At 59.8% G+C, this 25597-nt stretch carries 21 protein-coding genes; 5 read left to right on the forward strand and 16 right to left on the reverse strand.

From position 1 onward, the window contains the following. Positions 1–107: 107 nt before the first annotated feature. The 9 genes from WFM45_RS10470 to chaB form a co-directional block, all read right to left on the reverse strand. Positions 108–1682 carry an ABC transporter substrate-binding protein gene (locus WFM45_RS10470; RefSeq protein WP_060559804.1) on the reverse strand — a complete coding sequence of 525 codons (1575 nt, stop codon included), beginning with the start codon at positions 1680–1682 and terminating at the stop codon, positions 108–110. 132 nt (positions 1683–1814) lie between these two features. Further along, positions 1815–2486, reverse strand: coding sequence for an ABC transporter ATP-binding protein (locus tag WFM45_RS10475; protein WP_015378211.1), 672 nt, complete (start codon positions 2484–2486; stop codon positions 1815–1817). Continuing rightward, entirely contained in the window at positions 2483–3325 is an 843-nt protein-coding gene (locus WFM45_RS10480; RefSeq protein ID WP_016927340.1) for an ABC transporter ATP-binding protein, read from the reverse strand. The genes WFM45_RS10475 and WFM45_RS10480 overlap by 4 nt, the downstream gene beginning before the upstream one ends. Then, complete coding sequence (locus tag WFM45_RS10485; RefSeq protein WP_033632776.1) at positions 3315–4184, reverse strand: ABC transporter permease; 870 nt, start codon at positions 4182–4184, stop codon at positions 3315–3317. Before WFM45_RS10485 ends, WFM45_RS10480 begins: the two co-directional genes overlap by 11 nt. Beyond that, the gene (locus WFM45_RS10490; protein ID WP_004934713.1) at positions 4181–5236 is read right to left on the reverse strand and encodes an ABC transporter permease; all 1056 of its coding nucleotides are present in this window, start codon (positions 5234–5236) and stop codon (positions 4181–4183) included. The genes WFM45_RS10485 and WFM45_RS10490 overlap by 4 nt, the downstream gene beginning before the upstream one ends. Next, positions 5236–6804 (reverse strand): ABC transporter substrate-binding protein, encoded by a 1569-nt coding sequence (locus WFM45_RS10495; protein ID WP_044031025.1) that lies wholly within the window; start codon positions 6802–6804, stop codon positions 5236–5238. The genes WFM45_RS10490 and WFM45_RS10495 overlap by 1 nt, the downstream gene beginning before the upstream one ends. Before the next feature lie 175 nt (positions 6805–6979). After that, positions 6980–7933, reverse strand: coding sequence for an HTH-type transcriptional regulator Cbl (cbl, locus tag WFM45_RS10500; protein ID WP_004934716.1), 954 nt, complete (start codon positions 7931–7933; stop codon positions 6980–6982). A gap of 302 nt (positions 7934–8235) precedes the next feature. After that, positions 8236–8931 (reverse strand): gamma-glutamylcyclotransferase, encoded by a 696-nt coding sequence (locus WFM45_RS10505; protein WP_021504033.1) that lies wholly within the window; start codon positions 8929–8931, stop codon positions 8236–8238. 253 nt (positions 8932–9184) lie between these two features. Then, positions 9185–9412, reverse strand: coding sequence for a putative cation transport regulator ChaB (chaB, locus tag WFM45_RS10510; protein WP_016927335.1), 228 nt, complete (start codon positions 9410–9412; stop codon positions 9185–9187). Positions 9413–9542: 130 nt separating this feature from the next. Between chaB and WFM45_RS10515 the strand changes: the two genes are divergently transcribed. Together WFM45_RS10515 and chaA are read left to right on the forward strand one after the other, a co-directional pair. After that, positions 9543–10361: a siderophore-interacting protein gene (locus WFM45_RS10515; RefSeq protein ID WP_336955461.1), complete on the forward strand. Its 819-nt coding sequence runs from the start codon at positions 9543–9545 to the stop codon at positions 10359–10361. Between the two features lie 294 nt (positions 10362–10655). Continuing rightward, positions 10656–11759, forward strand: coding sequence for a sodium-potassium/proton antiporter ChaA (gene chaA, locus WFM45_RS10520; RefSeq protein WP_004934723.1), 1104 nt, complete (start codon positions 10656–10658; stop codon positions 11757–11759). Between the two features lie 36 nt (positions 11760–11795). Here the strand turns inward: chaA and lpxO are convergent, their stop codons facing one another. The 6 genes from lpxO to putP all read right to left on the reverse strand — a co-directional run bounded on the left by lpxO (position 11796) and on the right by putP (position 19479). Further along, positions 11796–12698: a lipid A hydroxylase LpxO gene (gene lpxO / locus WFM45_RS10525; RefSeq protein ID WP_033632773.1), complete on the reverse strand. Its 903-nt coding sequence runs from the start codon at positions 12696–12698 to the stop codon at positions 11796–11798. 234 nt (positions 12699–12932) lie between these two features. Continuing rightward, the gene (phoH, locus tag WFM45_RS10530; protein WP_004934726.1) at positions 12933–13721 is read right to left on the reverse strand and encodes a phosphate starvation-inducible protein PhoH; all 789 of its coding nucleotides are present in this window, start codon (positions 13719–13721) and stop codon (positions 12933–12935) included. Positions 13722–14438: 717 nt separating this feature from the next. Continuing rightward, positions 14439–15737, reverse strand: a complete 1299-nt coding sequence (efeB, locus tag WFM45_RS10535) for an iron uptake transporter deferrochelatase/peroxidase subunit (protein ID WP_336955464.1) — start codon at positions 15735–15737, stop codon at positions 14439–14441. An 11-nt stretch (positions 15738–15748) separates the two neighbouring features. Continuing rightward, on the reverse strand, positions 15749–16885 hold the full coding sequence (gene efeO / locus WFM45_RS10540; RefSeq protein WP_004934728.1) for an iron uptake system protein EfeO: 1137 nt from the start codon (positions 16883–16885) through the stop codon (positions 15749–15751). Positions 16886–16905: 20 nt separating this feature from the next. After that, entirely contained in the window at positions 16906–17751 is an 846-nt protein-coding gene (efeU, locus tag WFM45_RS10545; protein ID WP_004934730.1) for an iron uptake transporter permease EfeU, read from the reverse strand. 243 nt (positions 17752–17994) lie between these two features. Further along, positions 17995–19479, reverse strand: coding sequence for a sodium/proline symporter PutP (gene putP / locus WFM45_RS10550; protein ID WP_015378228.1), 1485 nt, complete (start codon positions 19477–19479; stop codon positions 17995–17997). Between the two features lie 570 nt (positions 19480–20049). On the opposite strand from putP, the gene putA reads away from it, so the two are divergent. From putA to WFM45_RS10565, 3 genes are all read left to right on the forward strand, one after another. Further along, positions 20050–24021: a trifunctional transcriptional regulator/proline dehydrogenase/L-glutamate gamma-semialdehyde dehydrogenase gene (putA, locus tag WFM45_RS10555; protein WP_033632771.1), complete on the forward strand. Its 3972-nt coding sequence runs from the start codon at positions 20050–20052 to the stop codon at positions 24019–24021. Between the two features lie 163 nt (positions 24022–24184). After that, on the forward strand, positions 24185–24388 hold the full coding sequence (locus WFM45_RS10560; protein ID WP_072010101.1) for a type II toxin-antitoxin system HicA family toxin: 204 nt from the start codon (positions 24185–24187) through the stop codon (positions 24386–24388). A gap of 11 nt (positions 24389–24399) precedes the next feature. Further along, complete coding sequence (locus WFM45_RS10565) at positions 24400–24813, forward strand: type II toxin-antitoxin system HicB family antitoxin (RefSeq protein ID WP_015378231.1); 414 nt, start codon at positions 24400–24402, stop codon at positions 24811–24813. A gap of 29 nt (positions 24814–24842) precedes the next feature. Here WFM45_RS10565 and tcyN read toward each other — a convergent pair whose 3' ends face one another. Next, positions 24843–25595, reverse strand: coding sequence for an L-cystine ABC transporter ATP-binding protein TcyN (gene tcyN, locus WFM45_RS10570; protein WP_015378232.1), 753 nt, complete (start codon positions 25593–25595; stop codon positions 24843–24845). Positions 25596–25597: the final 2 nt, after the last annotated feature.

Here is a 25597-nt window from a genome sequence, read left to right on the forward strand (position 1 = left end):
TTCATTTTATTTCACCCTGACACAACATCTCGCGATCCGAGGTGGAAACAGCCAGCGATTTCACTCGCCGTTGGCCTTTTGTGCGACAGAAAGCTCGGACAAACCCGCTACTTGCTGACCCGATCCAGATACAGCATGCTGTTGGCGATATCCAACCGGGCACCTTCGACGTTGTCTCGCAATGCCACCAGCGTTTGCCCCTGCAGCGCCACCACATACGGCGAACTGGCCTGCAGTTCCCGTTGCAACGTGACGTAACGTGCGCTGCGCGCGGCGCTGTTCCCTTCCGCAGCCGCGGCGCGCGTTTCCGCGCTGATGGCGGGAATGTTCCACTGGGTGCGCCAGGCCAGGGTTTTCGGCCCACCGGGCACGTTATAGGCAAAGGCGCTGGCATTGGTGTTCGGATCCAGGTAGTCGGCGCCCCAGTAGGTGAAGATCGCCTGAAAATCGCGGCCGCGCATCTTGCCCCACAGATCGCTTTCTACCACCGGATGGATATCCAACCGCAGCCCGGCCTGCGCAAAACTGGCCTGCAGCGCCTGCGCGATGTCGGTATACGGCGGTTGGTTGATGACGATAAGATCGATGCGCGTGCCTTCAGCGATGCCGGCATCGCGCAGGATCTGTTTGGCTTTGTCCACGTCGAGCTTAAACGGCCGATCGTCGAGTGCCCCGTCCAATCCCTGCGGCAAGAAGGCCTGATGCACGCGATATTGCCCTTTCAGCAGTTGCTCGGCGATGCTCTGATAATCGACCAGCCAGCGCGCCGCCTGCCACAACGCCGGATTGCCCAGCGCCGGATTGTCTTTGCTGCCGGTGTTGAAACCGAGGTAATAGATCCGGGGCGCATCGGCCTGCTCGATGCGCACGCCAGACGCGTTACGCAGCGAGTCGAACTGGTCGGCCCCCAGATCGTAGGCCACGTCGGCATCCCCTTTCAGCAACAGCAAACGGCGGGTACCGGCGTCGCTGACGTTCTTGAACAACACCGTTTTCAACCTTGCCGGCGACGGGGCGTAGTCATTACGGCCAAACAGCAGCGCTTCATGCGGCACATAGTTGTTCACCCGATACGGGCCGCCGCCGGCGGAATGGCTGCGCAGCCAGGCGTTACCGTAGTCCCCCTGCTGCGCGTGCTCGTTCAACAGCTTTTCATCCACGATCGAAGCCACATTCGCCGTCAGCAGCCGCAGCGCCAGCTCGCTGCCGATGTTGGCGGGCCAACTGAGTTGCACCTGGTTATCCCCCACCTTCTTCAGCTGTTGCTCAACGTTATCCGGCGTCCAGCCAAACTCGCCGAGAATAAACGACGGCGCCTTGTTCAGCTTCACCGCGCGAACCAGCGAAAAAATCACATCTTCTGGCCGCAGCGGGTTGCCGGAAGCGAAACGCTGCTGCGGTTTCAGGGTAAAGGTCAGGCTGCGGCCATCGGCGCCCGCTTGCCAACTGCCTGCGGCGTCCGGCGCCAGCTTTTGCGGCGCGGCGCGATCCGGCGCCACCAGGCGCTGATAGAGGTTGACCAGATTGGCCGAACTGACGGTTTCAAAGCTCTCCGCCGGATCGAGGCTGATAATGCCCTCCAACGAACTGACCACCACCAAGGTATCCTGCGGGGTGGCAGCCTGCGCACCGAAAGCGGCCGCCAGCGCGCCATACAATAAGGTTGGAATTAACCGTTTCATCGATACACTCTCCACAATCACGCGGTTGCGCTGTTTTTCGAGTGTAGGGGGTAAGAATTAACAGAAGAACGACGATAAATTGCTTTATTTATTACCAAGATGGATATGCCCGCCGCGTTGGCGGGCACAGGTTTAAATGCTGATGCGGCCGTGAGCCATTGCCACCGAACGATCGCACATATGGTCAATCACGTCCGCATCGTGGCTGACCAGCACCATAGTCAGATCGCCCGCCTGCTTCAGCTCGTTGAGCAGATTGAGGATCTCCGCCTGCACCGACATGTCCAACGCCGAAGTCGGTTCATCCAGCAACAACAACTTAGGCCGCAGCAACAATGCGCGCACGATCGCCACGCGCTGCCGCTGGCCGCCCGACAGCTGATGCGGGTAGCGATCCAGCAGGCGCGGATCCAACCCCACCTGGCGAAAGCCCGCGCTGATCTTGCGTTCGATATCGCTTTCCTGCAGCAGTTTGAGCGGTTCCGACAGCGTGCGCAACAGCCGGTGCTTGGGATGTAGCGAAGCATAGGGATCCTGAAACACCATCTGCACCTCGCGCCGCAGCTCGCCGGTAAATGCCTGCCCCGGCTGCAGCCGCCGCCCCAGCAGCTCAAAACCGCCCTGCCAGCTGCCATTCAGCCCGGCCAGCACCCACAGCAACGAGGACTTGCCGCAGCCGGAAGGCCCCACCAGCCCGAAACACTCACCCGGTTCGATGTGCAGGTTAACCTCATGCACCACGGTGCGCAGCTCGTAGCCCTGGCGGTGACTGACGCTCAGGTTCTCCAGTGCAATTACGCTCATTTCAACGTCTCCAACAGCGCGCGGTCCAGCACCGGCAGCGGTTTGCCGCGCGTCTCGCGGCTCGGCCGGCACGCCCACAGCGTGCGAGTGTAAGGATGCGTGGCCTGCGCCAGCTCTGCCGCCGGCAGTTGATCCAACAGCTCGCCTTTGTACATCACCAGCACCCGCTCGCAGTGGTGCGCCACCTGCTGCAAATCGTGGCTGATCAAGATCAGCCCCATGTTGCGTTGCGCCACCAGATTGTCTATCAGTTGCAGCACCTGATCGCGCATCTGGTGATCCAGCGCCGAAGTCGGTTCGTCGGCAATCAACAGCTGCGGATCGTTGATCAACGCAATGGCCAGCATCACCCGCTGCCCCATGCCGCCGGAGAGCTGATGCGGATAACGGCCGCACAGCGCCGCCGGATCGGGCAATCCCACCGCCGCCAGCATCTCCAATACCTTTTCACGCCGCTCGGCGCGGCTCAGCTTGGCATGCAGCACCAGCGGCTCCTCCACCTGACGGCCGATCGGCTGATTGGGATTCAGCGCATGTTTGGGATCTTGCATCACCATCGCCACCCGGTCGCCGCGCAGGCGGCTCCACTGGCGTTCGCTCAGGCGCGTCAAGTCTTCATCGCCCAGCGTCAGGCGCTGCGCCTGCAGCTGCAACGGCGGCGGCAATAGCCCCATCAGCGCACGCGCGGTCAACGACTTGCCGGAACCGGACTCGCCGACCAGCGCCAGCCGCTCCCGCCCCATGCTGAACGAGATATTCTTCACCAGCGCCGCCGGCTGCGGCCCCGGCACGCCGATCGCCAGCCGTTCGACGGTCAATAAAGTGTTATCAGTGCCCATGACGAGGATCCATTTTGTCGCGCAGGCCATCGCCCAGCAGGTTAAACGCCAGACTGGCGAACAGGATCGCCCCGCCTGGTGCGGCGGCGACCCACCATTGGTCGAAAATCACTTTACTGCCTTCGGCCACCATCGAACCCCATTCGGCGGTCGGCGGCGCGACGCCCATGCCGAGGAACCCCAGACCGGCGGCGGACAGGATGATGCCGCCCAGGCTCAGCGCCGCACGCACCACCGCGCTCGGCAGGCATAAAGGCAAAATGTGGCCGACCATCAGCCGCAACCCGTTGATGCCCTGCATGCGCGCCGCCGCCAGGTAGTCACTGCGGCGCAGCGCCAGGGTTTCGGCCCGCGCCTGGCGGGCAAAGGCCGGCCAGCTGGTCAATGCCAGCGCCAGCGCGCCGTTCATCAGCCCCGGCCCCATCACCGCCACGAACGCCAGCGCGATCACCAGACTCGGCAGCGACAGGAAAATGTCGGTCAGACGCATCAAAATGCGCTCGACCCAGCCGCCGAGGTAACCGGCGCAAATGCCGACCAGCAGGCCGATGGGAATGGTCAACACCAGAATCAGCGACACCAGGATCAGCGTCGGCCGCGCGCCGTAAATCACGCGGGAGAGCAAATCGCGGCCAAAGCCGTCGGTGCCCAGCCAATGTGCAGCCGAAGGCGGCAGTAACCGCAGCTCGATATGCTGCAGATTGGGATCGAAAGGCGCCAGCCACGGAGCCAGCAGCGCGGTGACAATCAGGATCGCCACCAGCGCCGCGCCCAGCGTCAGCGTGGTCAGACGCCGACCGCGGCGGTCACCGACGGCTGGCTCGCTTTGCGGTTCGTGTTCAGAGAGATATTGGCTCATCGAGTTCGCGGATCCACTAAATAGGTCAAGGCGTCGGCCAGCGCATTCAACAGCACGAAACAGGTGCCGATCAGCAGCGTGGCGCCGAGGATCGCCGGCGTGTCGGCAGCAAACAGCGCCGAGGTCAGGTAACGCCCGACGCCGGGCCAGGCGAACACCGTTTCGGTCAATACCGCGCCCTCCAGCAGGCTGGCGTAGGAGAGAGACAGTACGGTGATCAGCGTGCCAAGCACATTGGGAAATACATGGCGCAGCAGAATGCGCAGGCGGCCGGCGCCCTTGGAACGCGCCAGCGTCACGTATTCCTTGTTGCACTCTTCCAGCATCGCCGCCCGCAGCAGCCGGGTAATGCCCGCCATCGACAGCAGCGCCAACGCCACCACCGGCAGCCACAGGTGGCCGATGGCGTTGTAGAACATTTCACGATCGCCGGACAGCCAGCTGTCGATCAACACGAAACCGCTGCGCGGCTCCATGCTGTACAAGTAAATGTCGTCCAGCCGCCCCGGCCCCGCCGACCAATGCAGCGTGGCGTAGAACAGCAACAGCCCGAGCAGGCTCAGCCAGAAAATCGGCACCGAATAACCGATCAGCGACAGCAGACGCGCCGCGTTATCCAGCCAGCTGCCCGGTTTGAGCACCGCCAGAAATGCCAGCGTAATGCCGCCGAGGGCGCCGAGGATAATGGCGCAGGTGGCCAGCTCCACCGTCGCCGGGAAGGTACGCAACAGATCGCTCAACACCGGCTGCGCGGTAATACGCGAAATGCCCAAATCGCCGTGCGCCAGGTGCACCAGGTAACGCCAAAATTGCACCGGCAGCGGCTGATCCAACCCCAGCTCGTGCCGCACCTGCGCATAGGTGGCTTCGCTGGCGTGATCGCCCGCCACCTGCAGCGCCGGATCGATCGGCGCCAGGTGCGACAGCATGAAGGTGAACAGCAGCAGGCCGAGCAGCGTTAACGCCAGAGACAGCGCGCCGCCGAGCAGCCGCCCGCCCCAGCGCCAATACCGCCGGGCCGCCCCGGCGCCGGCGGACAGATCAGCGGCCATTACTTGCTGACCTTGCTGTAGAACACCATGTCAGGGTTGATGCCCTGCACATAGCCCTTGAGGTTATCACGCACCGCAATCAGGCTGCGCGCCTGCAGGCCGATGACAAACGGCGAGCTTTGCTGCACCTGTTTTTGCAGTTGCTGGTAGTCTGCCACCCGTTTGGCGGTGTCGTTTTCCGCAGTGGCGGCCAGCGTCAGCTTGCTCAGCGCCGGGATCTGCCAGTTGGCGCGCCAGGCCAGCGTCTTGCTGCCGTCTTCCGGGTTGTAGGCGAAGGCTGCGGCGTTGGTGTTAGGGTCGAAGTAATCCGGCCCCCAGGAGGTCAGCGTCGCATCGTAGTTAAGCGCTTTCACCTTGGTGGAGACCTGCGAACTGATGCCCGGCACCAGTTCGACCTTCACGCCGCCCTGGGCAAAACTGGCCTGCAGCGCCTGGGCAATATCCAGATACGGCGGCTGGTTGTTGACGTCCAGGCGGAAACTGACGTTGCTCAGCCCCGCTTTGGCCAGTATTTCTTTGGCTTTCTGCGGATTGAAGCTGTACGGCTGATCCTTGAGCGCGCCCAGATAACCGTCCGGCAGGAATGCCTGATGGCTCTGGAACTGCCCTTTCAGCAGATCGTCGGCGATGCCTTGATAATCGAACAGCCAGCGCGCCGCCTCCCAGAACGCCGGATTGCCGAGCGCCGGCGACGCCTTGGCATTGAACTGCAGGAAATAAAGCGAGGCGTAAGGAATGGCCAACGGTTTGACGCCCGGCTTGCCCTTCAGAGCCGCCATCTGGTCTGCCCCCAGGTTGCGTGCGATATCGGCATCGCCCTGCTCAATCAGCAAACGGCGCGCCGCCGGATCGGGCACGTTTTTGATCAGGATGGTTTTCAGCGTCGGCGCCCCTTCCGGCGAGCCGGGATTGGCGTCCAGCACCACCACTTCGTGCGGCACATAGGTGCGGATTTTGTAAGGGCCGCTGCCGGCGGAGTGGCTGTTCAACCATTGATGCCCCAGATCGTCGCCCTGCTGGTGCGCCAACGCCTCTTTGGCATCAACGATCGAGGATACCGGCGCCGACAGCAGGCTGAGCACGAAGGCCGGGCTGACGTTCTCACTCCAGCTGATTTTTACCGTGTGCTCGTCCACCTTGCTCAGGTGTTGCTCCACGTTCTTCGCGTTCCAGCCCAGCTGCGTCAGGATAAATGACGGCTCCAGATTCAGTTTCACCACCCGTGAAAGCGAGAAGATCACGTCTTCCGGCCGCAGCGGATTGCCGCTGGCGAACCTGGCGTCCGGGCGCAGGCTGAAAGTCAGGCTGCGGTCGTCGGCGCCGGCCTGCCAGCTGCTGGCCAGGGTTGGTTTAAGATCGATGGGATTGTGCGGATCTGACTGGATCAGACGTTGATACAGGCTGTTGAACGACTGCACCGTGGTTAACTCAAATCCCTGGGCCGGGTCAAAGCTGACCACGTCATCGATAGATTGCGCGATCACCAGCGTGTTGGCCGGCGTCGCCGCCTGTACGTTAACGCTGGCCGCCACGGCCAAAAACAGCAAAGAAGGAACGAGCGCTTTCATCTGAAACTCTCCAAGCGGATGGAATTTATAATAATTTTGCGAGTGTATGCGAGCACGATCGGCAGCTGAAGGTACTTAAATCACTATAGATATTCTTTTTATGTATATAGATGGGATTTTGATTATTAGGCAGGCGATGCAGAATGCGCGGCAGGAATTGCCTGCCGCTTATCGGTTAAATCTGATAGTCAATCACCGCATCCAGCTGCGACGAGAAGACCTTGTCTTTGATTTCGGTCAGCGACAACGTCGGGTTGCACAGCTGAATAAAGCGCCAGGCATAGTTGCGCTGCAGTTGGCTGCGTTTCAGGCCCAGCCAGACCGTATTGGGTTCAAACAAATGCTCGGCGTTGAGGCTGACCAACCCGCGATCGCGCTCTTTTTCATACGACATGTCCGCCAACACGCCCACGCCCAACCCCAGCTCGACATAGGTTTTAATCACGTCGGAATCTTGCGCGCTGAGCGCGATGTCCGGCGTCAGGCCCGCTGATTTGAACGCCGCATCCAGCTTCGCGCGGCCGGTAATGCCCTGGCGGTAAGTGATCAACGGCAAGGTGCTGAGCATCTCCAGCGTCACCTGCGGCTGCCGCGTCAACTCGTGCCCTTCCGGCACCAGAATGGTGTGATGCCACCGGTAGTAGGGGAATGCCGCCAGCGACTCGTCGCTCATCAGCCGTTCGCTGGCAATGCCGATATCGGCTTCACCGGCGGCCAGCATAGAAACGATCTCCTCCGGGCTGCCCTGATTGAGCACCACCCGCACCCGTGGATAAAGCGCGCGAAACTCTTTGATCACCCCCGGCAGGCTATAGCGCGCCTGGGTGTGCGTCGTCGCGATATGCAGCTGCCCCGAATCGTTGCTGCTGAAGACATCCGCCAGGCGACGGATGTTGTTCGCGTCGTTAAGAATGCGCTCCGCCACCACCAGCAGCTCTTTGCCGGGCTCGGTCATGCCCAACAGCCGTTTGCCGCGGCGAATGAATATTTCAATGCCCAGCTCTTCTTCCAGCTCGCGAATATGCCGACTGACGCCGGACTGCGAAGTAAATAAGGTATTGGCGACCTCGGTCAGGTTGTAGTTGCAGCGCGCCGATTCGCGAATAATTTTTAATTGTTGAAAGTTCATCCCCGTCTCCCTGTTTCTTGCGGTAGCGTTTGCCATATTGATACGGAGTCCTGCGGGGCTGAACAAATAAGAAATAACCTTTACTTATGCAATTTAATACTAAGTGAATTATTTATCGTGGCTCTCGGGGGGTGAGGACGTGGGAAAATGATGAATGTCTTTAAAAATAATGAGATAAATAACCATACGAATAAAGAGCCTTAAATCATCATGCAGAATAAAGTTATTAAATAGAGGTATTAGATATATGAAAAAGGGCTCAGCATGCTGAGCCCTTCAGTGTCTGCTGCCCTGTTAACGCCTCAGGCGGTAGCCTCAGCCCCGAAAGCGCCGGGGCGGTTCTGTTGCAACCATTGCTGTACATAGCGCACCAGATCGCCGATGCAATCATCCTGCATGCCGTGGTGTTTCAGCTCGTTATCCAGCGCAAACAGGTATTGCGCGTTGGTACCCAGCGGGCCGCTGGCGCTGGCGATCAATGGCGCGATCACCTGGTGGCTGGTGTCTGCTTCAAACAGCGGGTGCTGCGCGTTCATCACGAACACCAGCGCCGTGACGGTCTCTCCGCCATCCAACTGCAGTTCACACCAGGTCGGCACGTAGCAATCGGTCACCATTTCGCGCTTCCAAAGCAGCTCCAGCTCTTCACGCAGCTTGCCTTCCGGCAGACGAAACGCCAATCCGGTGGTCTGGCCGCCCTCTTTCAGCGCCAGCATGCGCCCCGGTTGATGCAACGTGCCGCGCCCGGCGGTCAAACGCATGCAGAACGCCCGATGCCAGCCCTGCAGCATGGCGGGCCGCACTTCTTCAGATTCGAAAACCGGATTCCACATCAGCGAACCGTAACCGAATACCCATACCGGGCTGTGATCCGGCCGGCGCGATAACGTGCATTCCAACGAGGCTGCGCGCTGTTCAGGCGTCAGCAACAGCGACTCCTCAATAGCGCCAAAGGCGGTTTTGCAATCCGCTTTTTGCAGAAAATCTCGCGTTAACACTGTTACAACCTCCCGGGAATACGATTTCTCGTCCTCCCTCGCCACTACTGAACCTTTGCAATTTTATTTTTTTGGTGCGGAATTTTATTAATTCAATAACCGCGCCGATTAATAATGACCATATTCTTTTCCCGCCGCGCAATCAAGTTGCAAAGCTGCGTTAATGTGGAAAAGTATTTGTACTGAGCAGCAATAATATTAATTGCCGAGGTCAGCATAACGTCTGCGCGTTTTTTACCGGGGCATAAAGGCGTTACTTTTTATGCCAGCGTTCGTCGTCGCCCTTGCGATAGCTTTGCTTGACCGCCGCCCAGGCCACTTTATGCGCCGTCTCCTCCCGGCTGTCGTCACCGCGCCGATCGTCGGGATCCCGGTATTGTTGCCAGGCGCTGTTGAACGCTTCTTTATAGATCGCCTGCGCATGTTCCGGTAGCACATGCTTCACATTGTCCGGCAAGTCGTTCGTGTCTTGGTATGGCATCACGTCCTCCCGTGCTTATTGCGTGGACCTTAAGCCTAGCTCACACGCGGTTGCGCCTCAATGAGCAAACAATTCTCATTATCAAACGGCATGGTATACTCACCGCCAAACGAACTATAAGGAGATCCTCGTGACTACCGAAGCCCCTCGCTCACGCGCCCCCTACCTGATCGCCGTCAGCGCCGTACAGGACATTACGCCGCACCTGCGCCGCATCACCTTTACCGCGCCCGATCTGCGCTACTACCCGGCCAACGCCGCCGCCGCGCACATCAAGGTCTTTTTGCCGCTCGCCGGCCAAACGCAGCCGGATCTGCCGACGCTGACTGAAAACGGCCCGCGCTGGGCTGCGGATGCCGTGCGCCCGATCGTACGCACCTATTCCATTCGCGCCGTGCGCCCGGAGCAGGCGGAAGTGGACATCGAATTCGCCATTCACGATCACCAGGGCCCGGCGGTCGACTTTGCGCGCCAGGCGAAAATCGGCGATAAAATCGGCATCAGCAATCCAGGCGGCCCCAAACCGATGCTGCCGGCCGCCGACTTCTACTGCCTGGCGGGCGATCCTTCCTCGCTGCCGGCGCTGGCCGCGCTGCTGGAAAACCTGCCGCCGCACGGCGCCGGGCGCGCTTTCGTCCGCGTCGACAGCACTGCCGGCGTGATTGACCTGGAAAAACCTGCCGGCGTTGAGGTGAATTGGATCGTCGGCGGCACGGAGAAAACCGACGAATTGATCGCTCGGTTCCGCGCGCAGTCCCTGCCGCAGGGGGAAGCGCACTTCTGGCTCGCCGGTGAAGATCGCCTGGTGGTGGAGCTGCGCCGTTACCTGCGGCGCGAACGTCAATGCGATCGTAATCGTCTTTATGCCGTGCCTTACTGGCGTGAAGGGCTAAATGAAGAGGGATACCACAATAAACGGCATGAAATCATGGACAATATTGACGACTAGCGTTCATATTTTCCTTGAATAACCACGAACTAAATAAGTAAACACGACTTTTCTCAAATCTAACGTTGTAAATTGACGTTATTGCGTAAAAGTAAGTAAATAAAACCGCACCCCGTGCGGTTTTTTTGTTACTCTGATCACATAAAGCAAGCAATTGCTTTCTCAGATAAAAACAACATCACACCGGCGCCGCGGGTGTATCCTAATATAAAATACCTACTGGAAACGCAGAGTTGCCGCATCACGGCGACCGGCGCTGACGGGCTACGCTGTTTGAGAAGGAGTGACACCCTCATGAAGTCGCAACACGATCCTGGCCGATCCACCAAGTCTCGCCACACCGAATACTCACTGATCTTCCCCATCGCCGCGCTGGTGGTGTTGAATTTATGGGGCAGCACCGCTAACTTTCCGCTGATCGTCGGCATCAATATTCTCGCGCTGGTGGGGATCCTCAGCAGCGCCTTCAGCGTGGTGCGCCACGCCGACGTGCTCGCCCACCGACTGGGCGAGCCCTATGGCTCGCTGATCCTCAGCCTGTCGGTGGTGATCCTCGAAGTCAGCCTGATCTCGGCGTTGATGGCCACCGGCGACGCCGCGCCGGCGCTGATGCGCGACACGCTGTACTCCATCATCATGATCGTTTCCGCCGGCCTGGTCGGCTTCGCGCTGCTGCTCGGCGGGCGCAAGTTCGCCACCCAGTACGTCAACCTCGGCGGCATCAAACAGTACCTGATGGCGATTTTCCCGCTGGCGGTGATCGTGCTGGTGTTCCCGAGTGCGCTGCCAGGCGGCAACTTCAGCACCGGGCAAGCGCTGTTGGTGGCGCTGATTTCCGCCGCCATGTATGGCGTATTCCTGGTGATCCAGACCAAAACCCACCAGAGCCTGTTCGTGTACGAGCATGAAGACGACGATGGCGATCCGCATCACGGCAAGCCCTCTTCGCACAGCAGCGCCTGGCACGCCGCCTGGCTCATCGTGCACCTGATCGCGGTTATCGCCGTCACCAAGTTCAATGCCAATCCGCTCGAAGGCTTGCTGACCAAAATGAACGCGCCGGCGCAGTTCACCGGTTTCCTGGTGGCGCTGCTTATCCTCTCGCCGGAAGGCCTGGGGGCGCTGCGCGCCGTGTTGAACAATCAGGTGCAACGCGCCATGAACCTGTTCTTCGGTTCGGTGCTGGCGACCATCTCCCTGACGGTGCCGGCAGTCACCATCATCGCTACCCTGACCGGGCAGACGCTGATCTTCGGCCTGCAAACGCCGCATATCGTGGTGATGTTGACGGTGTTGCTGCTGTGCCAGCTGTCGTTCTCGACCGGCCGCACCAACGTGCTGAACGGCACCGCCCACCTGGCGCTGTTCGCCGCCTACATGATGACTATCTTCGCCTGATCAAAAAGGGGCGCACTCTGTGCGCCCCTGCCTGCGTTATACCGAGAAGAATATCGCCGCGGCGATCCCCCCGAACAAAATCCACTTGATGATGTAATAGCCGGTGCGGTTCCAGGCCTTTAGCCGTTTCCCCACCCGGCGTATCGCATAGATGTATTTGAACATCTTGTTGACGCCGCCGGTGCGATCGCCCTCTTCGTTCGGCGCGGTGGCGGCGCTCATCAGGTTGCGCCCCAGCCAGTGATTCACCGCCTGCGCCCAGCGGTAGCGCATCGGCCGTTCGATATCGCAGAACAGGATCAGGCGATTCTCCCCGCTCTGGTTTTCCGCGTAGTGCAGATAGGTTTCATCGAACATCACCCCTTCACCGTCGCGCCAGCTGTAGCGCTCACCGTCCACCTCAATGAAGCAGCGGTCATCGTTGGGGGTAATCAACCCCAGGTGATAACGCAGCGAACCGGCGTAAGGGTCGCGGTGGCGCGGCAAACGGCTGCCGTCCGGCAGTTCGGCGAACATCGCCGCCTTGACCGAAGGCAGGCTGCGCAGCAGTTCCGTGGTCTGCGGGCACAGGGTCATGGCGGAGGGATGGCTGTCCTCATACCATTTCAGATAAAAGCGTTTCCAACCGGTCTTGAAGAACGAGTTGAAACCGGCGTCATTGAATTGATCGGACGCTTTGATCTGCTGGATCTCCATCAGCTTCTGTCCTTCGTCGCGGATGGTTTCCCAGTTCTCCCGCAGTACCGCCAGCTCTGGGAACTGCTCCGGCTTCAGGTACGGCGTGGTCGGCACACGGGAAAACAGATACATGAAGACGTTCAACGGTGCGGTAAAGGTGGAATGGTCAGACAGCTGCCGCCACACGTTGTAGCGCACCCGCCCGCGGTAATGCACATAGACGACGCATAAAATAAGCAAAAGCAGAATGATGTATTTCATGTTTGAATCGCAGCAAGGAACCCACACGCTATGCGCCGCGCGGCGCACACCCCAGAAAATGTCCTTTTGGCGCCGCACGCAAACTGCGCGCCAATCTGGAACCCATTAATCATTGACGCTAACTCAACGAAAATCTATACAAATAACCACAATAATTTACACAAAGGTTAAACGAGAGGGGAAATTGCGGAGATAAAAAAGGCCGCCGAAGCGGCCTTTTCAGTAGCGGGTAGGTTAACTGTAAGCGTTGAGCGTGCGCTGGCACAAAGCGGAGCGTACGCAGTCCTGTTTTTCAAAGCGGATAACGCCGATCATCTCGTCCTCTTCGAAGCGCTCCAGGGCATCGCTGAGACCGGATTTCACGCCGCGCGGCAAGTCGCACTGGGTCACGTCGCCGTTAACGATAACCGTCACGTTTTCCCCCAGGCGGGTCAGGAACATTTTCATCTGGCTGGCGGTCACGTTCTGGGCTTCATCCAGGATAACGACCGCATTTTCGAAGGTGCGCCCGCGCATATAAGCGAACGGCGCAATCTCTACCTTGCCGATTTCCGGGCGCAGGCAGTACTGCATAAAGGAAGATCCTAAACGGCGCACCAGAATGTCATACACCGGGCGGAAATAAGGCGCGAATTTCTCGGCGATATCCCCCGGTAAGAAACCGAGGTCCTCATCCGCCTGCAAAACAGGACGGGTAACGATAATCCGATCCACCTCTTTATGAATCAGCGCCTCCGCCGCCTTGGCGGCGCTGATAAATGTTTTGCCACAGCCGGCTTCGCCGGTGGCGAAGATCAGCTGCTTATTCTCTATGGCTGATAAGTAATGACCCTGAGCTTCGGTTCTAGCCTCGATGGGTGAGCTATCGCGCTTGTCTCGCGCCATGCCGATAGACTCGACTCCCCCCATTTGCACCAGCGAGGTCACAGACTCTTCTTCCAGCTGGCGATGACTACGAGCGTCACGACGAATAACGCGTTTCGCTTCACGACGTGCTTTGATCACTGCTTTCTGTCTACCCATAGTGGCACCTTACAGTTTGTTTCACCTACCGCAACGGCCAGGCCGCGCGATTATGTTTCACACACGTATTAGGTTTTGGCCTCCTCCGAGCCAATAAGAGCCAAGGGACAAGGTGAATCGACGGCAACGCTTAAGCGCCGTGTCTTCACGGGACAACGCGGACTGCATCAATAAACGTGGAGTAAAAAGTGATGAGATTCGGTAGCGATAAGAGTGCGGAGTTGCCGGTAAAAGAGAGTCGGAGAGAGAACCCTCGTTACAACGAGAAATCAGGGGAGATGTGTTATTTTTTCTTTCCAGCCCAACCAAGGACTTTACCATTAGCGATCCCCGCAGTGATATTTACAGCTTCAAGCTGTGCACCGTGTGAAAACTACCGCCAGATGATTACAGTATAATGACATTCAATCCCACAGCGTTACTAAAATGTAAAAAAATTTAATGTCTTTTGTTTTCAGTTAACGCAAAAACACTATATCACGCCCAAGACATCATTCCATAGAAAATTATAATCAATAAATATCAATGAATTACAATTAAAATCCGCGAATGACACTTTGGTTTCCCGATTAAATTTTGCACAACCCAAAATCGCGGGCGGTGCGCACTTTTTAATCCATAGGCCAGGTGTCGAATTGACTTTTGACGCTCAATCTTCCGTACGGCAGGCAAAACAAAGTAAAACGAGGCGGAAGATCCCGCCTCGTTATTCCGGTTTCAGGCCTTGAGCAGGCCGCTGGCCAGATAATCGCTGCCCTCTTTCACGCCCGGCAATACGAAGAAATACCCGCCGCCAATCGGCTTGATGTATTCCTCCAGCGCTTCGCCGTTCAGCCTTTTTTGCACCGTCAGGAAGCCTTTCTCCAGATCGGCCTGATAGCAGACGAACAGCAGCCCCATTTCCAGCTGGCCGGCATTGGAGACGCCAAGGGAATAGCTGTAGCCGCGCCGCAGCATCAGGTTGCTTTGGCTTTCCGGCGTGCGAGGATTAGCCAGCCGGATGTGCGCATCCATCGGGATCACCTTGCCGTCGGGATCGTTCGCGTAGTCCGGCTCGTCATGTTCACGCTTCATGCCCAGCGGCGCCCCGCTGTGCTTCTCGCGGCCGAAGATGGTTTCCTGCTCCTGCAGCGGCGTGCGATCCCAAAACTCGACGCGAAAACGAATAATGCGCGCCGCCTGATAGCTGCCGCCCGCCGTCCACGCCGGCTCACCGACGTTGTCGCCGACCCACACCACCTTATCCATCAGCGGTTTGTCGTCGGTTTTCGGGTTCGCAGTGCCGTCTTTGAAACCCAACAGGTTGATCGGCGTCTCTTTGCCTTTGCTGCGCGCCGCGTGCGCGGAGATGAACCCCTCCCGCTTCCAGCGCACGCTGAGCAGATCCGGCGAATGCTTAATGATGTCGCGCAGCGCGTGAATCACCGTTTCGTTGGTGTTGGCGCAGATCTGCAGCAGCAGGTCGCCGTGGCAAAGCGCGGCGTCCAACGCATCGTTGGGGAAGCGGGTCATTTTCTGCAACCGCAGCGGTTTTTGCGCCTGCAGACCAAAGCGTTCATCGAACAGCGATGCGCCGACCGAGACGGTGATGGTCAGGTTGTCCGGGTAAATCTCCGGCCCCATGATGCCGGAATCGAGCGGCGGCAGCTTGGCGTCCACCTCCGGCGCCTTGCCGCCGTGAGTCAGGAAGGCGATGCGCTCGGTCAGCAGCCGGAACAGGCGCTCCAGATCCGCTTTGCTGGTCGCCAGCACATCGAACGCCACCAGCATCATCGCCGCCTGTTGCGGCGTCAGCACGCCGGCCTGATGGCGGCCATAAAACGGCTGTTTTTGCCAGCGCTCATCCTGCGGCGTCGCCAACGGCTCCGCCGCGTTACCCGCCGCCTGCGCCAGGCGGCTGCCGCCCAGCGCCAGCGCGCCCAGCCCCAGCCCTTGCAGCAAACGGCGGCGCGAAGGCGATGCCGCCCCCTGCGATTGCGGATGCGGCCCGTTATTCGGGCCTGCCTTGTTGCTCATAACCGTATGCCTCAGTCCAGACCCAATACGCCGCGCAGCTGGGAAAGATCTTCCGCCAGCGTGGTGATCGGCCCTTTCAACGCATTGCGATCGGCATCGGTCAGCTTCTCATAGGACTCATAACCCTCTTTGGTTTGGTACTTCGCCAAAATGGTGTCCACGGTTTTGAAGTTGGCGTCGATTTTGTCCAGCAGCGGCTTATTGGCCTTAACCAGCAGCGGGCGCAGCAGATTGACTATCTTTTGCGCGCCGTCGACGTTGGCCTGGAAGTCCCACAAATCGGTGCGGCTGTAACGGTCTTCTTCACCGCTGATCTTGCTGGCCGCCACCTCTTCGATCAGTCCGGCTGCGCCGCCCACCACCTTGCTCGGCGGGAAGGTCAGTTCACTCACGCGTTTTTGCAGCTCAACGGTGTCGTGATACAGACGATCGGCATATTGGCCCATGTCTTTGGTGGAGTTGTCGGCAAACAGCGCCTTCTCCAGACGGTGGAAGCCGGTGAAGTTCGGGTCCGCCGCTTTCTTCTCGTAGTCGTCTTCACGGGCGTCGATGCTGCCGTCCAGATCGGAGAACAGCTCGGCGATCGGCTCAATGCGCTCATAGTGCTGGCGGGTCGGCGCATACAGCTTGCGCGCCTGCTCCACGTTGCCGGCCTTCACCGCGTCGGTAAACAGCTTGGTCTGTTTCACCAACCCATCGACTTCTTTGGTGACGTAAACCTTGTATTCGGCGATCGGGCCGACCAGGTCCAGCGCGTTCGGCTTGCCGTCGGTGGCGCCGTTGGCCGCTGCGGTGACAGTCAGTTTGCCTTTCGGATTGCTCAGCAACCCGCAGGTCATGTCATATTCGCCCGCTTCCAGCGTGGCGGTCATTTTCTGGGTAAAGCCCGGGGCGATGTTCTCGCGCTCTTCCACCACCATCACCCCTTTCAGGATTTCCCATTCGACGTTTTTCTGGCTGGTGTTGTGCACCACAAACTGCGTCTTGCCGGCCGGGACCGTCAGTTGCATCGGTTCGCACTGCTTGTCGTTAACCGTAACCTTGACCTGCGGCACGTCCGCCGCCAAGGCGTCGATGCTCAGCGCAAACGCCGGGATAGCCAGTAATGCTGCGTGCAACGCCTTGCGGCGAAATAACGGAGTAGACATACGAGATTCCCTATTAAACATTAATGATTGATTTTACGTTGCGCCGGGGCCGCTGCCGGCTCCGCGCGCTGCGGCAGGAAAAAGAAAATCAGCGCCGGGATCAGATACAGGAAGTAGACCGCCACTTCGCTGACCGTCGGCGCTTCCTGGTAACCGAGAATGCCTTCCAGCAGGGTGCCGAACAGCGAATGGGTCGACAGGGTGTTGCTGAAATCGAAGGCGATGTCCTGGAAGTGGTTCCACAGACCGGCTTCGTGGAAGGCGCGGATCGCCCCGGCGGCCAGGCCGGCGGCGACGAACAGAATGAACAGGCTGGTCCATTTGAAGAATTTGGCCAGGTGCAGCTTCACCCCGCCCCAGTAAATCATCATGCCCAGCACGATGGCGGCCACCAGGCCGAGCACCGCGCCGATCGGCGCCGCGGCGCCCACGTCTTGCTGGAACGCCGCCAGCAGGAAGAACACCGACTCCAGCCCTTCGCGCGCCACGGCGAAGAACACCATCGCCACCAGCGCCCACCCCTGCCCTTTACCGGCGCTGAGCGCCTGATCGATAGCCCCTTCCAGATGCACCTTGACCGATTTGGACACCTTACGCATCCAGAACACCATATAGGTGAGGATCAGCACCGCCACCGCCGCCACGATGCCTTCGAACAGCTCTTGCTGTTTCTGCGGGAACTCGCCGGTGGTCTCATTGATGAAGATGCCGAGCGCCAGACACAGCGCCGCGGCGACAATCACGCCGATCCACACCGCGCCCAGCCATTGGCTGCGCTGCGTGCGCTTCAGGTAGCTGGCGATCAGGCTGACGATCAGCGCGGCCTCCAGCCCCTCACGGAACATGATAAGAAAGGGAACGAACATAACTAATCACCCCTGAAAAGACCGCGGCGGCAGAGAAAACCGGCTCGAAATGAGCCGCGGCGAGTATGTAAAGAAACGTAAAATACAACGAGAGTGATTATCATTCTGGCAAAAAGAAATACAAGAGGCACAAGCGTGATTTTTTCTAATCAAATGTCGCCAGGTGTTACAGCCGAATGACGGGCAAACAGGCAAAAAGAAGGGGCGCTCTGCGCGCCCCTTGCCGACTGACATCAAACGGCGTTATACCGTTTTGTATTCGGCTTCCGCCTGATCGAAACGTTCGGTCATGGTTGAGGATGGCTGGCGGCCCATCAGGCTCACCACCACGATGGCCAGGCAACCCAGGATGAAGCCAGGGATGATTTCGTACAGGCCCAGCCATTCGTACTGTTTCCAGACGATCACCGTCACCGCACCGACCAGCATGCCGGCCAGCGCGCCGTTGCGGGTCATGCGCGACCACATTACCGAAATCAGCACAACCGGGCCGAAGGCGGCACCGAAACCGGCCCAGGCATAACTCACCAGGCCCAGCACGCGGTTCTCCGGGTTGGCCGCCAAGGCGATGGCGATCAACGCCACTACCAGCACCATCACGCGGCCGACCCACACCAGCTCACGCTGGCTGGCGCCCTTGCGCAGGAACGCCTTGTACAGGTCTTCGGTGATCGCGCTGGAGCATACCAGCAGTTGGCAGCTCAGGGTGCTCATGACCGCCGCCAGAATCGCCGACAGCAGCACGCCCGCCACCCATGGGTTGAACAGCAACATCGCCAGTTCGATGAACACGCGTTCGCCGTTCTGCGACACATTACCGGCCTGATCCGGGTTATTAGCGAAGTAAGCGATACCGAAGAAACCGACGGCGATGGTTCCGGCCAGGCACAGGATCATCCAGGTCATGCTGATGCGGCGCGCGCTGCGGATGGTGCGGTGAGAATCCGCCGCCATGAAACGCGCCAGGATGTGCGGCTGGCCAAAATAGCCCAGGCCCCAACCCAGCAGCGACAGGATGGCGACGAAGTTCAGCCCCTTCAGCATGTCGAGGTTGGCCGGATTCTTCGCCTGGATCACCAGCATCGAGGTATCGATGCCGCCGACGGCGAAGATCACGATCACCGGCGTCAGGATCAGCGCGAAAATCATCAGGCTGGCCTGTACGGTGTCGGTCCAGCTCACCGCCAGGAAACCGCCGATAAAGGTATACAGGATGGTCGCCGCAGCGCCGGCCCACAGGGCGGTTTCGTAGCTCATGCCGAAGGTGCTTTCGAACAGGCGCGCGCCGGCCACGATGCCGGAGGCGCAGTAAATGGTGAAGAACACCAGAATGACGATGGCCGAGATCACCCGCAGCAGCTTGCTGTTGTCTTCAAAACGGCTGGTGAAATAGTCCGGCAGCGTCAGGGCGTTATTGTTGGCTTCGGTATGCACGCGCAGCCTTCCTGCCACCAGCTTCCAGTTCAGGTAAGCGCCGATGGTCAGGCCGATGGCGATCCAGCTTTCAGAGATGCCGGAGAGGAAGATGGCGCCCGGCAGGCCCATCAGCAACCAGCCGCTCATGTCGGAAGCGCCGGCGGACAGCGCGGTCACCACGCTGCCCAGACTGCGGCCGCCGAGAATATAGTCATCAAAGTTATTGGTTGCCCGGTAGGCAAGCAGGCCGATCAGCACCATCCCGAAAATGTACACCAGGAAGGTCACCAGCATAGGTGTGCTCATTGTCATTTAATTCTCCACTTTCATTATTATTCGCGTTTCGCTCCGGCCAAGCCGGCGCCGGTAAACCCACGCGCAATGCATTTCACTGGCCGCCGCGCCGGAACGTGGCGCAGCCTGCGAGCGAGTGCAGGTAAAATAGTTTCTGCCCGTAATTGTTGACCGTCGGTTATCCTAGATGAGCCTTTCATCAACCAACAAGATATTTAACAACAAAGTTACACAAAGTTTACCCTACGTCACATTTACCGGGCTCAAAGGTTGCACTCACGACAAGTAAAATGAGTTGCACCTTGCGATTACCCTTATATAGCGCAGGGTAAAGCGCCTGCGGCGTAATAAACCCCGCCGCATTCGCTCAATAACGCAACATTCATGCCAACTGCCCGTGTTAAAAAATCGATGAAACTCACACTTCGCTCATCAGCCTGATTTAACAAGGTTGCACAAAGTTGCAACATGCAGGATATTGTCTGCATTCTTAACCCACACATCTCACGAACCTATCCCAACAGGCTTTCCGGCCTGCTGTTTGTCTAGCCTGATGGGATAGGTTCTAAACACAGGAGTTGGACAGGCATGGGCACTACCACAATGGGCGTGAAACTCGACGAGGCAACACGCGACCGGATCAAGAGCGCCGCGCAGCGCATCGATCGCACGCCGCACTGGCTCATCAAGCAGGCCATCTTTAATTACCTCGAGCGTCTCGAGAGCGGTACCGATATCCCTGAAATTCCAGCGCTGGCCGCAGCGGGCCAGCCTGAAGCGGACGACATTATGCCGCAAGCGCAGGAAGAGTCACACCAGCCATTCCTCGATTTCGCCGAACAAATTCTGCCGCAGTCGGTGACCCGCGCCGCCATCACCGCCGCCTATCGCCGCCCGGAGACCGAAGCGGTGCCGATGTTGCTCGAACAGGCGCGATTACCCGCCGATCTTGCGCAGGCCACTCACAAAATGGCCTACGGCATCGCCGAGAAGCTGCGTAACCAAAAAAGTGCAAACGGCCGCGCCGGCATGGTGCAAGGCCTGCTGCAAGAGTTCTCCCTCTCCTCGCAGGAAGGTGTGGCGCTGATGTGCCTGGCGGAAGCGCTGCTGCGCATTCCGGACAAACCGACCCGCGACGCCCTGATCCGCGACAAGATCAGCAACGGCAACTGGCATTCGCACCTGGGGCGCAGCCCGTCGCTGTTCGTCAACGCCGCGACCTGGGGCCTGCTGTTTACCGGCAAGCTGGTGTCCACGCATAACGAAGCCAATCTGTCCCGATCGCTGAACCGCATTATCAGCAAGAGCGGCGAACCGCTGATCCGCAAAGGCGTGGACATGGCGATGCGCCTGATGGGCGAACAGTTCGTGACCGGCGAAACCATCGCCGAAGCGCTGGCCAACGCGCGCAAGCTGGAAGAAAAAGGCTTCCGCTATTCCTACGATATGCTGGGCGAAGCCGCCCTGACTGAAGCCGACGCCCAGGCCTACCTGGTTTCCTATCAGCAGGCGATCCACGCCATCGGCAAAGCCTCCAACGGCCGCGGCATCTATGAAGGCCCCGGCATCTCTATCAAGCTGTCCGCCCTGCACCCGCGCTACAGCCGCGCGCAGTACGAGCGCGTGATGGAAGAGCTTTATCCACGCCTGCTGTCGCTGACCCTGCAGGCGCGCCAGTATGATATCGGCATCAATATCGACGCCGAAGAGGCCGACCGCCTGGAAATCTCGCTCGATCTGCTGGAGAAGCTGTGCTTCGAGCCGCAGTTGGCCGGCTGGAACGGCATCGGCTTCGTGATCCAGGCCTATCAGAAACGCTGTCCGTTCGCCATCGACGCGGTGATCGACATGGCGCAACGCAGCCGCCGCCGCCTGATGATCCGTCTGGTGAAGGGCGCCTACTGGGACAGCGAAATCAAACGCGCCCAGATGGACGGCCTGGAAGGCTACCCAGTCTACACCCGCAAGGTGTACACCGACGTTTCCTACCTGGCCTGCGCCCGCAAGCTGCTGTCGGTGCCGAACCTGATCTATCCGCAGTTCGCGACCCACAACGCCCATACCTTGAGCGCCATCTATCACCTGGCCGGCAACAACTACTACCCTGGCCAGTATGAATTCCAGTGCCTGCACGGCATGGGTGAGCCGCTGTACGAGCAGGTGGTGGGTAAAGTGGCCGACGGCAAACTGAACCGCCCTTGCCGCATCTACGCGCCGGTCGGCACCCATGAAACCCTGCTGGCTTACCTGGTGCGCCGCCTGCTGGAAAACGGCGCCAACACCTCGTTCGTCAACCGTATCGCCGACGCCACCCTGCCGCTCGACGAGCTGGTGGCCGATCCGGTCAGCGCCGTGGAAGCCCTGGCGGCCAGCGAAGGCCAGATTGGCCTGCCGCATCCGCGCATCCCGCTGCCGCGCGAGCTGTACGGCGAGAAACGCGTTAACTCCAGCGGTCTGGATCTGTCCAACGAACAGCGTCTGGCCTCGCTCTCCAGCGCCCTGCTCACCAGCGCCAGCCATCCGTGGCGCGCGGAACCTATCATCGACGCCGAATTGGATCAGGGCGTGGAGCAGCCGGTGATCAATCCGGCCGAGCCGGGCGATGTGGTCGGCTACGTGCGTGAAGCCACCGAAGGCGAAGTCAGCCGCGCGCTCGACGCCGCCGCGGCCGCCGGCCCAATTTGGTTCGCTACGCCGCCGACGGAACGCGCCGCGATCCTCGAACGCGCCGCCGAACTGATGGAAAGCCAGCTGCAAAGCCTGCTGGGCATTCTGGTGCGTGAAGCGGGTAAAACCTTCAACAACGCCATCGCCGAAGTGCGTGAAGCGGTCGACTTCCTGCACTACTACGCCGGCCAGGTGCGCGACGACTTCGCCAACGACAGCCACCGCCCGCTGGGCCCGGTGGTCTGCATCAGCCCGTGGAACTTCCCGCTGGCGATCTTCACCGGCCAAATCGCCGCCGCGCTGGCGGCGGGCAACAGCGTGCTGGCCAAACCGGCCGAGCAAACGCCGCTGGTAGCCGCGCAGGCGGTGCGTATCCTGCTGGAAGCCGGCATTCCGCAAGGCGTGCTGCAGCTGCTGCCGGGCCAGGGTGAAACCGTCGGTTCGACGCTGGTCAACGACGCCCGCGTCCGCGGCGTGATGTTCACCGGCTCCACTGACGTCGCCGGCATTCTGCAGCGCAGCATCGCCGGTCGTCTCGATCCGCAAGGTCGGCCGACGCCGCTGATCGCCGAAACCGGCGGCCTGAACGCCATGATCGTCGACTCTTCCGCTCTGACCGAGCAGGTGGTGACCGACGTGGTGGCCTCCGCCTTCGACAGCGCCGGCCAGCGCTGCTCCGCGCTGCGTATCCTGTGCATTCAGGAAGACGTGGCCGAGCACACGCTGCAAATGCTGCGCGGCGCGATGGCCGAATGCCGCATGGGCAACCCGGAGCGCCTGTCTACCGACGTGGGCCCGGTGATCGACGCCGAAGCCAAAACCGGCATCGAGCGCCACATCCAGGCGATGCGCGCCAAAGGCCGCAAGGTGTACCAGGCCGCCAAAGGCAGCGCACAGGATGAGAAAGAGTGGGCGCGCGGCACCTTCATCAAGCCGACGTTGATCGAACTCGACAGCTTTGACGAGCTGCAAAAAGAGATCTTCGGCCCGGTGCTGCATGTGGTTCGCTTCCAGCGCAACAATCTGGACGCGCTGGTCGATCAGATCAACGCCGCCGGTTATGGCCTGACGCTGGGCATCCACACCCGCATTGATGAAACCATCGCTCGGGTGACCGAACGCGCCAAGGTCGGCAACCTGTACGTCAACCGCAACATGGTCGGCGCAGTGGTTGGCGTGCAGCCGTTCGGCGGCGAAGGCCTGTCGGGCACCGGCCCGAAAGCCGGCGGCCCGCTGTACCTGTACCGTCTGCTGGCCAACCGTCCGGACGACGCGCTGCAACGTACGCTGCACCGCCAGGACGAAGAGCGCCCGATGGAAGCCACCGCGCGGCCGCAGCTGTTGGGTGCGCTGCAATCGCTGGAGAAATGGGCGGTCACCAGCCAGCACGGCGAACTGGCGGCATTGGCGCAGCGCTATGCGGAACTGGGCCAGGGCGGCACCGTACGTCCGCTGCCGGGCCCGACCGGCGAACGCAATACCTATGCCCTGCTGCCGCGTGAACGCGTGCTGTGCCTGGCGGATAACGAAGCCGACGCGCTGATCCAGCTGGCCGCCGTGCTGGCGGTTGGCAGCTGTGCGCTGTGGCCGGAAGCGGAACTGCAGCGCAATCTGTTCCGCCGCTTGCCGAACGATGTGCAGGCGCGCATCGCCTTCAGCAAAGACTGGCAGCAGGACAAGGTCGAGTTCGACGCCGCCATCTACCACGGCGATGCCGACCAGCTGCGCACCCTGTGCGAGCAGATCGCGCAGCGCGGCGGCGCCATCGTCTCGGTGCAGGGCTTCGCTCACGGTGAAACCAACATCCTGTTGGAACGCCTGCTGATCGAACGTTCGCTGAGCGTCAACACCGCCGCCGCCGGCGGTAACGCCAGCCTGATGACCATCGGTTAACGCATCCTCAAGGCGGCAATACATTGCCGCCTGATTTGCTAACCGCTACGCAAACCCTGCACTTGTGCAGGGTTTTTTATTGTCCGCAGCCCGGTCAGCCGTTAGCGTATTAATCTTCTTGCCTGAGAGTGTGTATGGTGTGTAGATTAAGGACAATAACATCGTGAAGAGTTCAGAACTGATTGCGCTGCTGGAAAGCCACGGTTGGGTATTGCGGCGGGTAAAAGGCAGCCACCATCAATTCAAACATCCCGATTTTGCGCTGATCATCACCGTGCCGCATCCAAAGAAAGCTCTCAAGCTGGGCACGCTGCGGCAGATACTTAAAGACGCGGGGTTAAGTGCGCTTCACATCGCCACGCGTTAACAGGAGAGACCATGTTTTATCCCGCTTATATCCATACAGAATCAAACGGCAGCGCCAGCGGTTTCTTTCCCGACGTCCCTGGCTGCTACTTCGCCGGCACCAGCCTGGACGACGCTTTTGCCGATGCCCAAAGCGCACTGGATGCGCACTTTGAGTTGTTGAGCGAAGACAATCAACCGCTACCGCGCCCGCATGCCGTCGCAGCCCATCTTGCCAAAGATGCGGGATCCTTCGAGGGAGGACAATGGCTATTGGTCGCTATCAATATGGATAAATTTGACGGCCGAGCCGAACGGATTAACATCACGTTGCCCCATCGCCTGTTAAGTCGCATTGACTCTCTGGTTCGGCAACATCCGGGATACGGCAGCCGCAGCGGATTTCTCGCCGCCGCCGCGCGCAATGAATTGTTGAAAGCAGAGTGAATGCAGTCGGGGGAAACACCCCCGACGCCTTATTGATTCCGAAACTTGTCGAGGAATTGCTGGGTGCGCTGATGCTGCGGATTGGCGAACAGCGCTTTGGCCGGGCCCTGTTCGACGATGCGGCCGTGATCCATAAAGATAACCCGATCGGCCACGTCGCGGGCGAAGCTCATTTCATGGGTGACGATCACCATGGTGCGTTTCTCTTCCGCCAGTGAACGCATGGTATTGAGCACTTCTCCCACCAGCTCGGGATCGAGCGCCGACGTCGGCTCATCGAACAAAATCACCTCCGGCTGCATCGCCAGCGCGCGCGCGATCGCCACCCGCTGCTGCTGCCCGCCGGACAGCCGACGCGGATAAGCCGCCTCTTTGCCGCTCAGCCCCACCTTCGCCAGCAACGCGCGAGCGCGCTGTTCGGCGCTGGCTTTCGCCTCGCCTTTAACGATAACCGGCCCTTCAATGATGTTTTCGAGCACCGAACGATGCGGAAACAGGTTGAAGTTCTGGAACACGAAACCGACCTGCTGGCGCAGCGCGCGGACCTGATTTTTCTGTTTACTCAACGGCTTGCTGCCGTCGATCAGGATATCGCCGACGCGAATAGTGCCGGAATCCGGCTCCTCCAGCAGGTTGATGCAGCGCAACAAGGTGGTTTTCCCTGAGCCGCTCGGGCCGATGATCGCCACCACTTCACCGGCGTCCACCGCCAGATCGATCCCATGCAGCACCGTCTGACCTTTGAACTGCTTGGTCAATTGCTTAACTTCAATGGCACTCATGC

Source organism: Serratia sp. KG1D, from assembly GCF_037150675.1.
GTDB classification, from domain to species: Bacteria; Pseudomonadota; Gammaproteobacteria; order Enterobacterales; family Enterobacteriaceae; genus Serratia; species Serratia nematodiphila.

Excerpts from the sequence above, each read along its gene's own strand:
- WFM45_RS10470 (WP_060559804.1), bottom strand. The coding sequence starts at position 1,682 with ATGAAACGGTTAATTCCAACCTTATTGTATGGCGCGCTGGCGGCCGCT.
- WFM45_RS10475 (WP_015378211.1), bottom strand. The coding sequence starts at position 2,486 with ATGAGCGTAATTGCACTGGAGAACCTGAGCGTCAGTCACCGCCAGGGC.
- WFM45_RS10480 (WP_016927340.1), bottom strand. The coding sequence starts at position 3,325 with ATGGGCACTGATAACACTTTATTGACCGTCGAACGGCTGGCGATCGGC.
- WFM45_RS10485 (WP_033632776.1), bottom strand. The coding sequence starts at position 4,184 with ATGAGCCAATATCTCTCTGAACACGAACCGCAAAGCGAGCCAGCCGTC.
- WFM45_RS10490 (WP_004934713.1), bottom strand. The coding sequence starts at position 5,236 with ATGGCCGCTGATCTGTCCGCCGGCGCCGGGGCGGCCCGGCGGTATTGG.
- WFM45_RS10495 (WP_044031025.1), bottom strand. The coding sequence starts at position 6,804 with ATGAAAGCGCTCGTTCCTTCTTTGCTGTTTTTGGCCGTGGCGGCCAGC.
- cbl (WP_004934716.1), bottom strand. The coding sequence starts at position 7,933 with ATGAACTTTCAACAATTAAAAATTATTCGCGAATCGGCGCGCTGCAAC.
- chaB (WP_016927335.1), bottom strand. The coding sequence starts at position 9,412 with ATGCCATACCAAGACACGAACGACTTGCCGGACAATGTGAAGCATGTG.
- chaA (WP_004934723.1), top strand. The coding sequence starts at position 10,656 with ATGAAGTCGCAACACGATCCTGGCCGATCCACCAAGTCTCGCCACACC.
- lpxO (WP_033632773.1), bottom strand. The coding sequence starts at position 12,698 with ATGAAATACATCATTCTGCTTTTGCTTATTTTATGCGTCGTCTATGTG.
- phoH (WP_004934726.1), bottom strand. The coding sequence starts at position 13,721 with ATGGGTAGACAGAAAGCAGTGATCAAAGCACGTCGTGAAGCGAAACGC.
- efeB (WP_336955464.1), bottom strand. The coding sequence starts at position 15,737 with ATGAGCAACAAGGCAGGCCCGAATAACGGGCCGCATCCGCAATCGCAG.
- efeO (WP_004934728.1), bottom strand. The coding sequence starts at position 16,885 with ATGTCTACTCCGTTATTTCGCCGCAAGGCGTTGCACGCAGCATTACTG.
- efeU (WP_004934730.1), bottom strand. The coding sequence starts at position 17,751 with ATGTTCGTTCCCTTTCTTATCATGTTCCGTGAGGGGCTGGAGGCCGCG.
- putP (WP_015378228.1), bottom strand. The coding sequence starts at position 19,479 with ATGACAATGAGCACACCTATGCTGGTGACCTTCCTGGTGTACATTTTC.
- putA (WP_033632771.1), top strand. The coding sequence starts at position 20,050 with ATGGGCACTACCACAATGGGCGTGAAACTCGACGAGGCAACACGCGAC.
- WFM45_RS10565 (WP_015378231.1), top strand. The coding sequence starts at position 24,400 with ATGTTTTATCCCGCTTATATCCATACAGAATCAAACGGCAGCGCCAGC.
- tcyN (WP_015378232.1), bottom strand. The coding sequence starts at position 25,595 with ATGAGTGCCATTGAAGTTAAGCAATTGACCAAGCAGTTCAAAGGTCAG.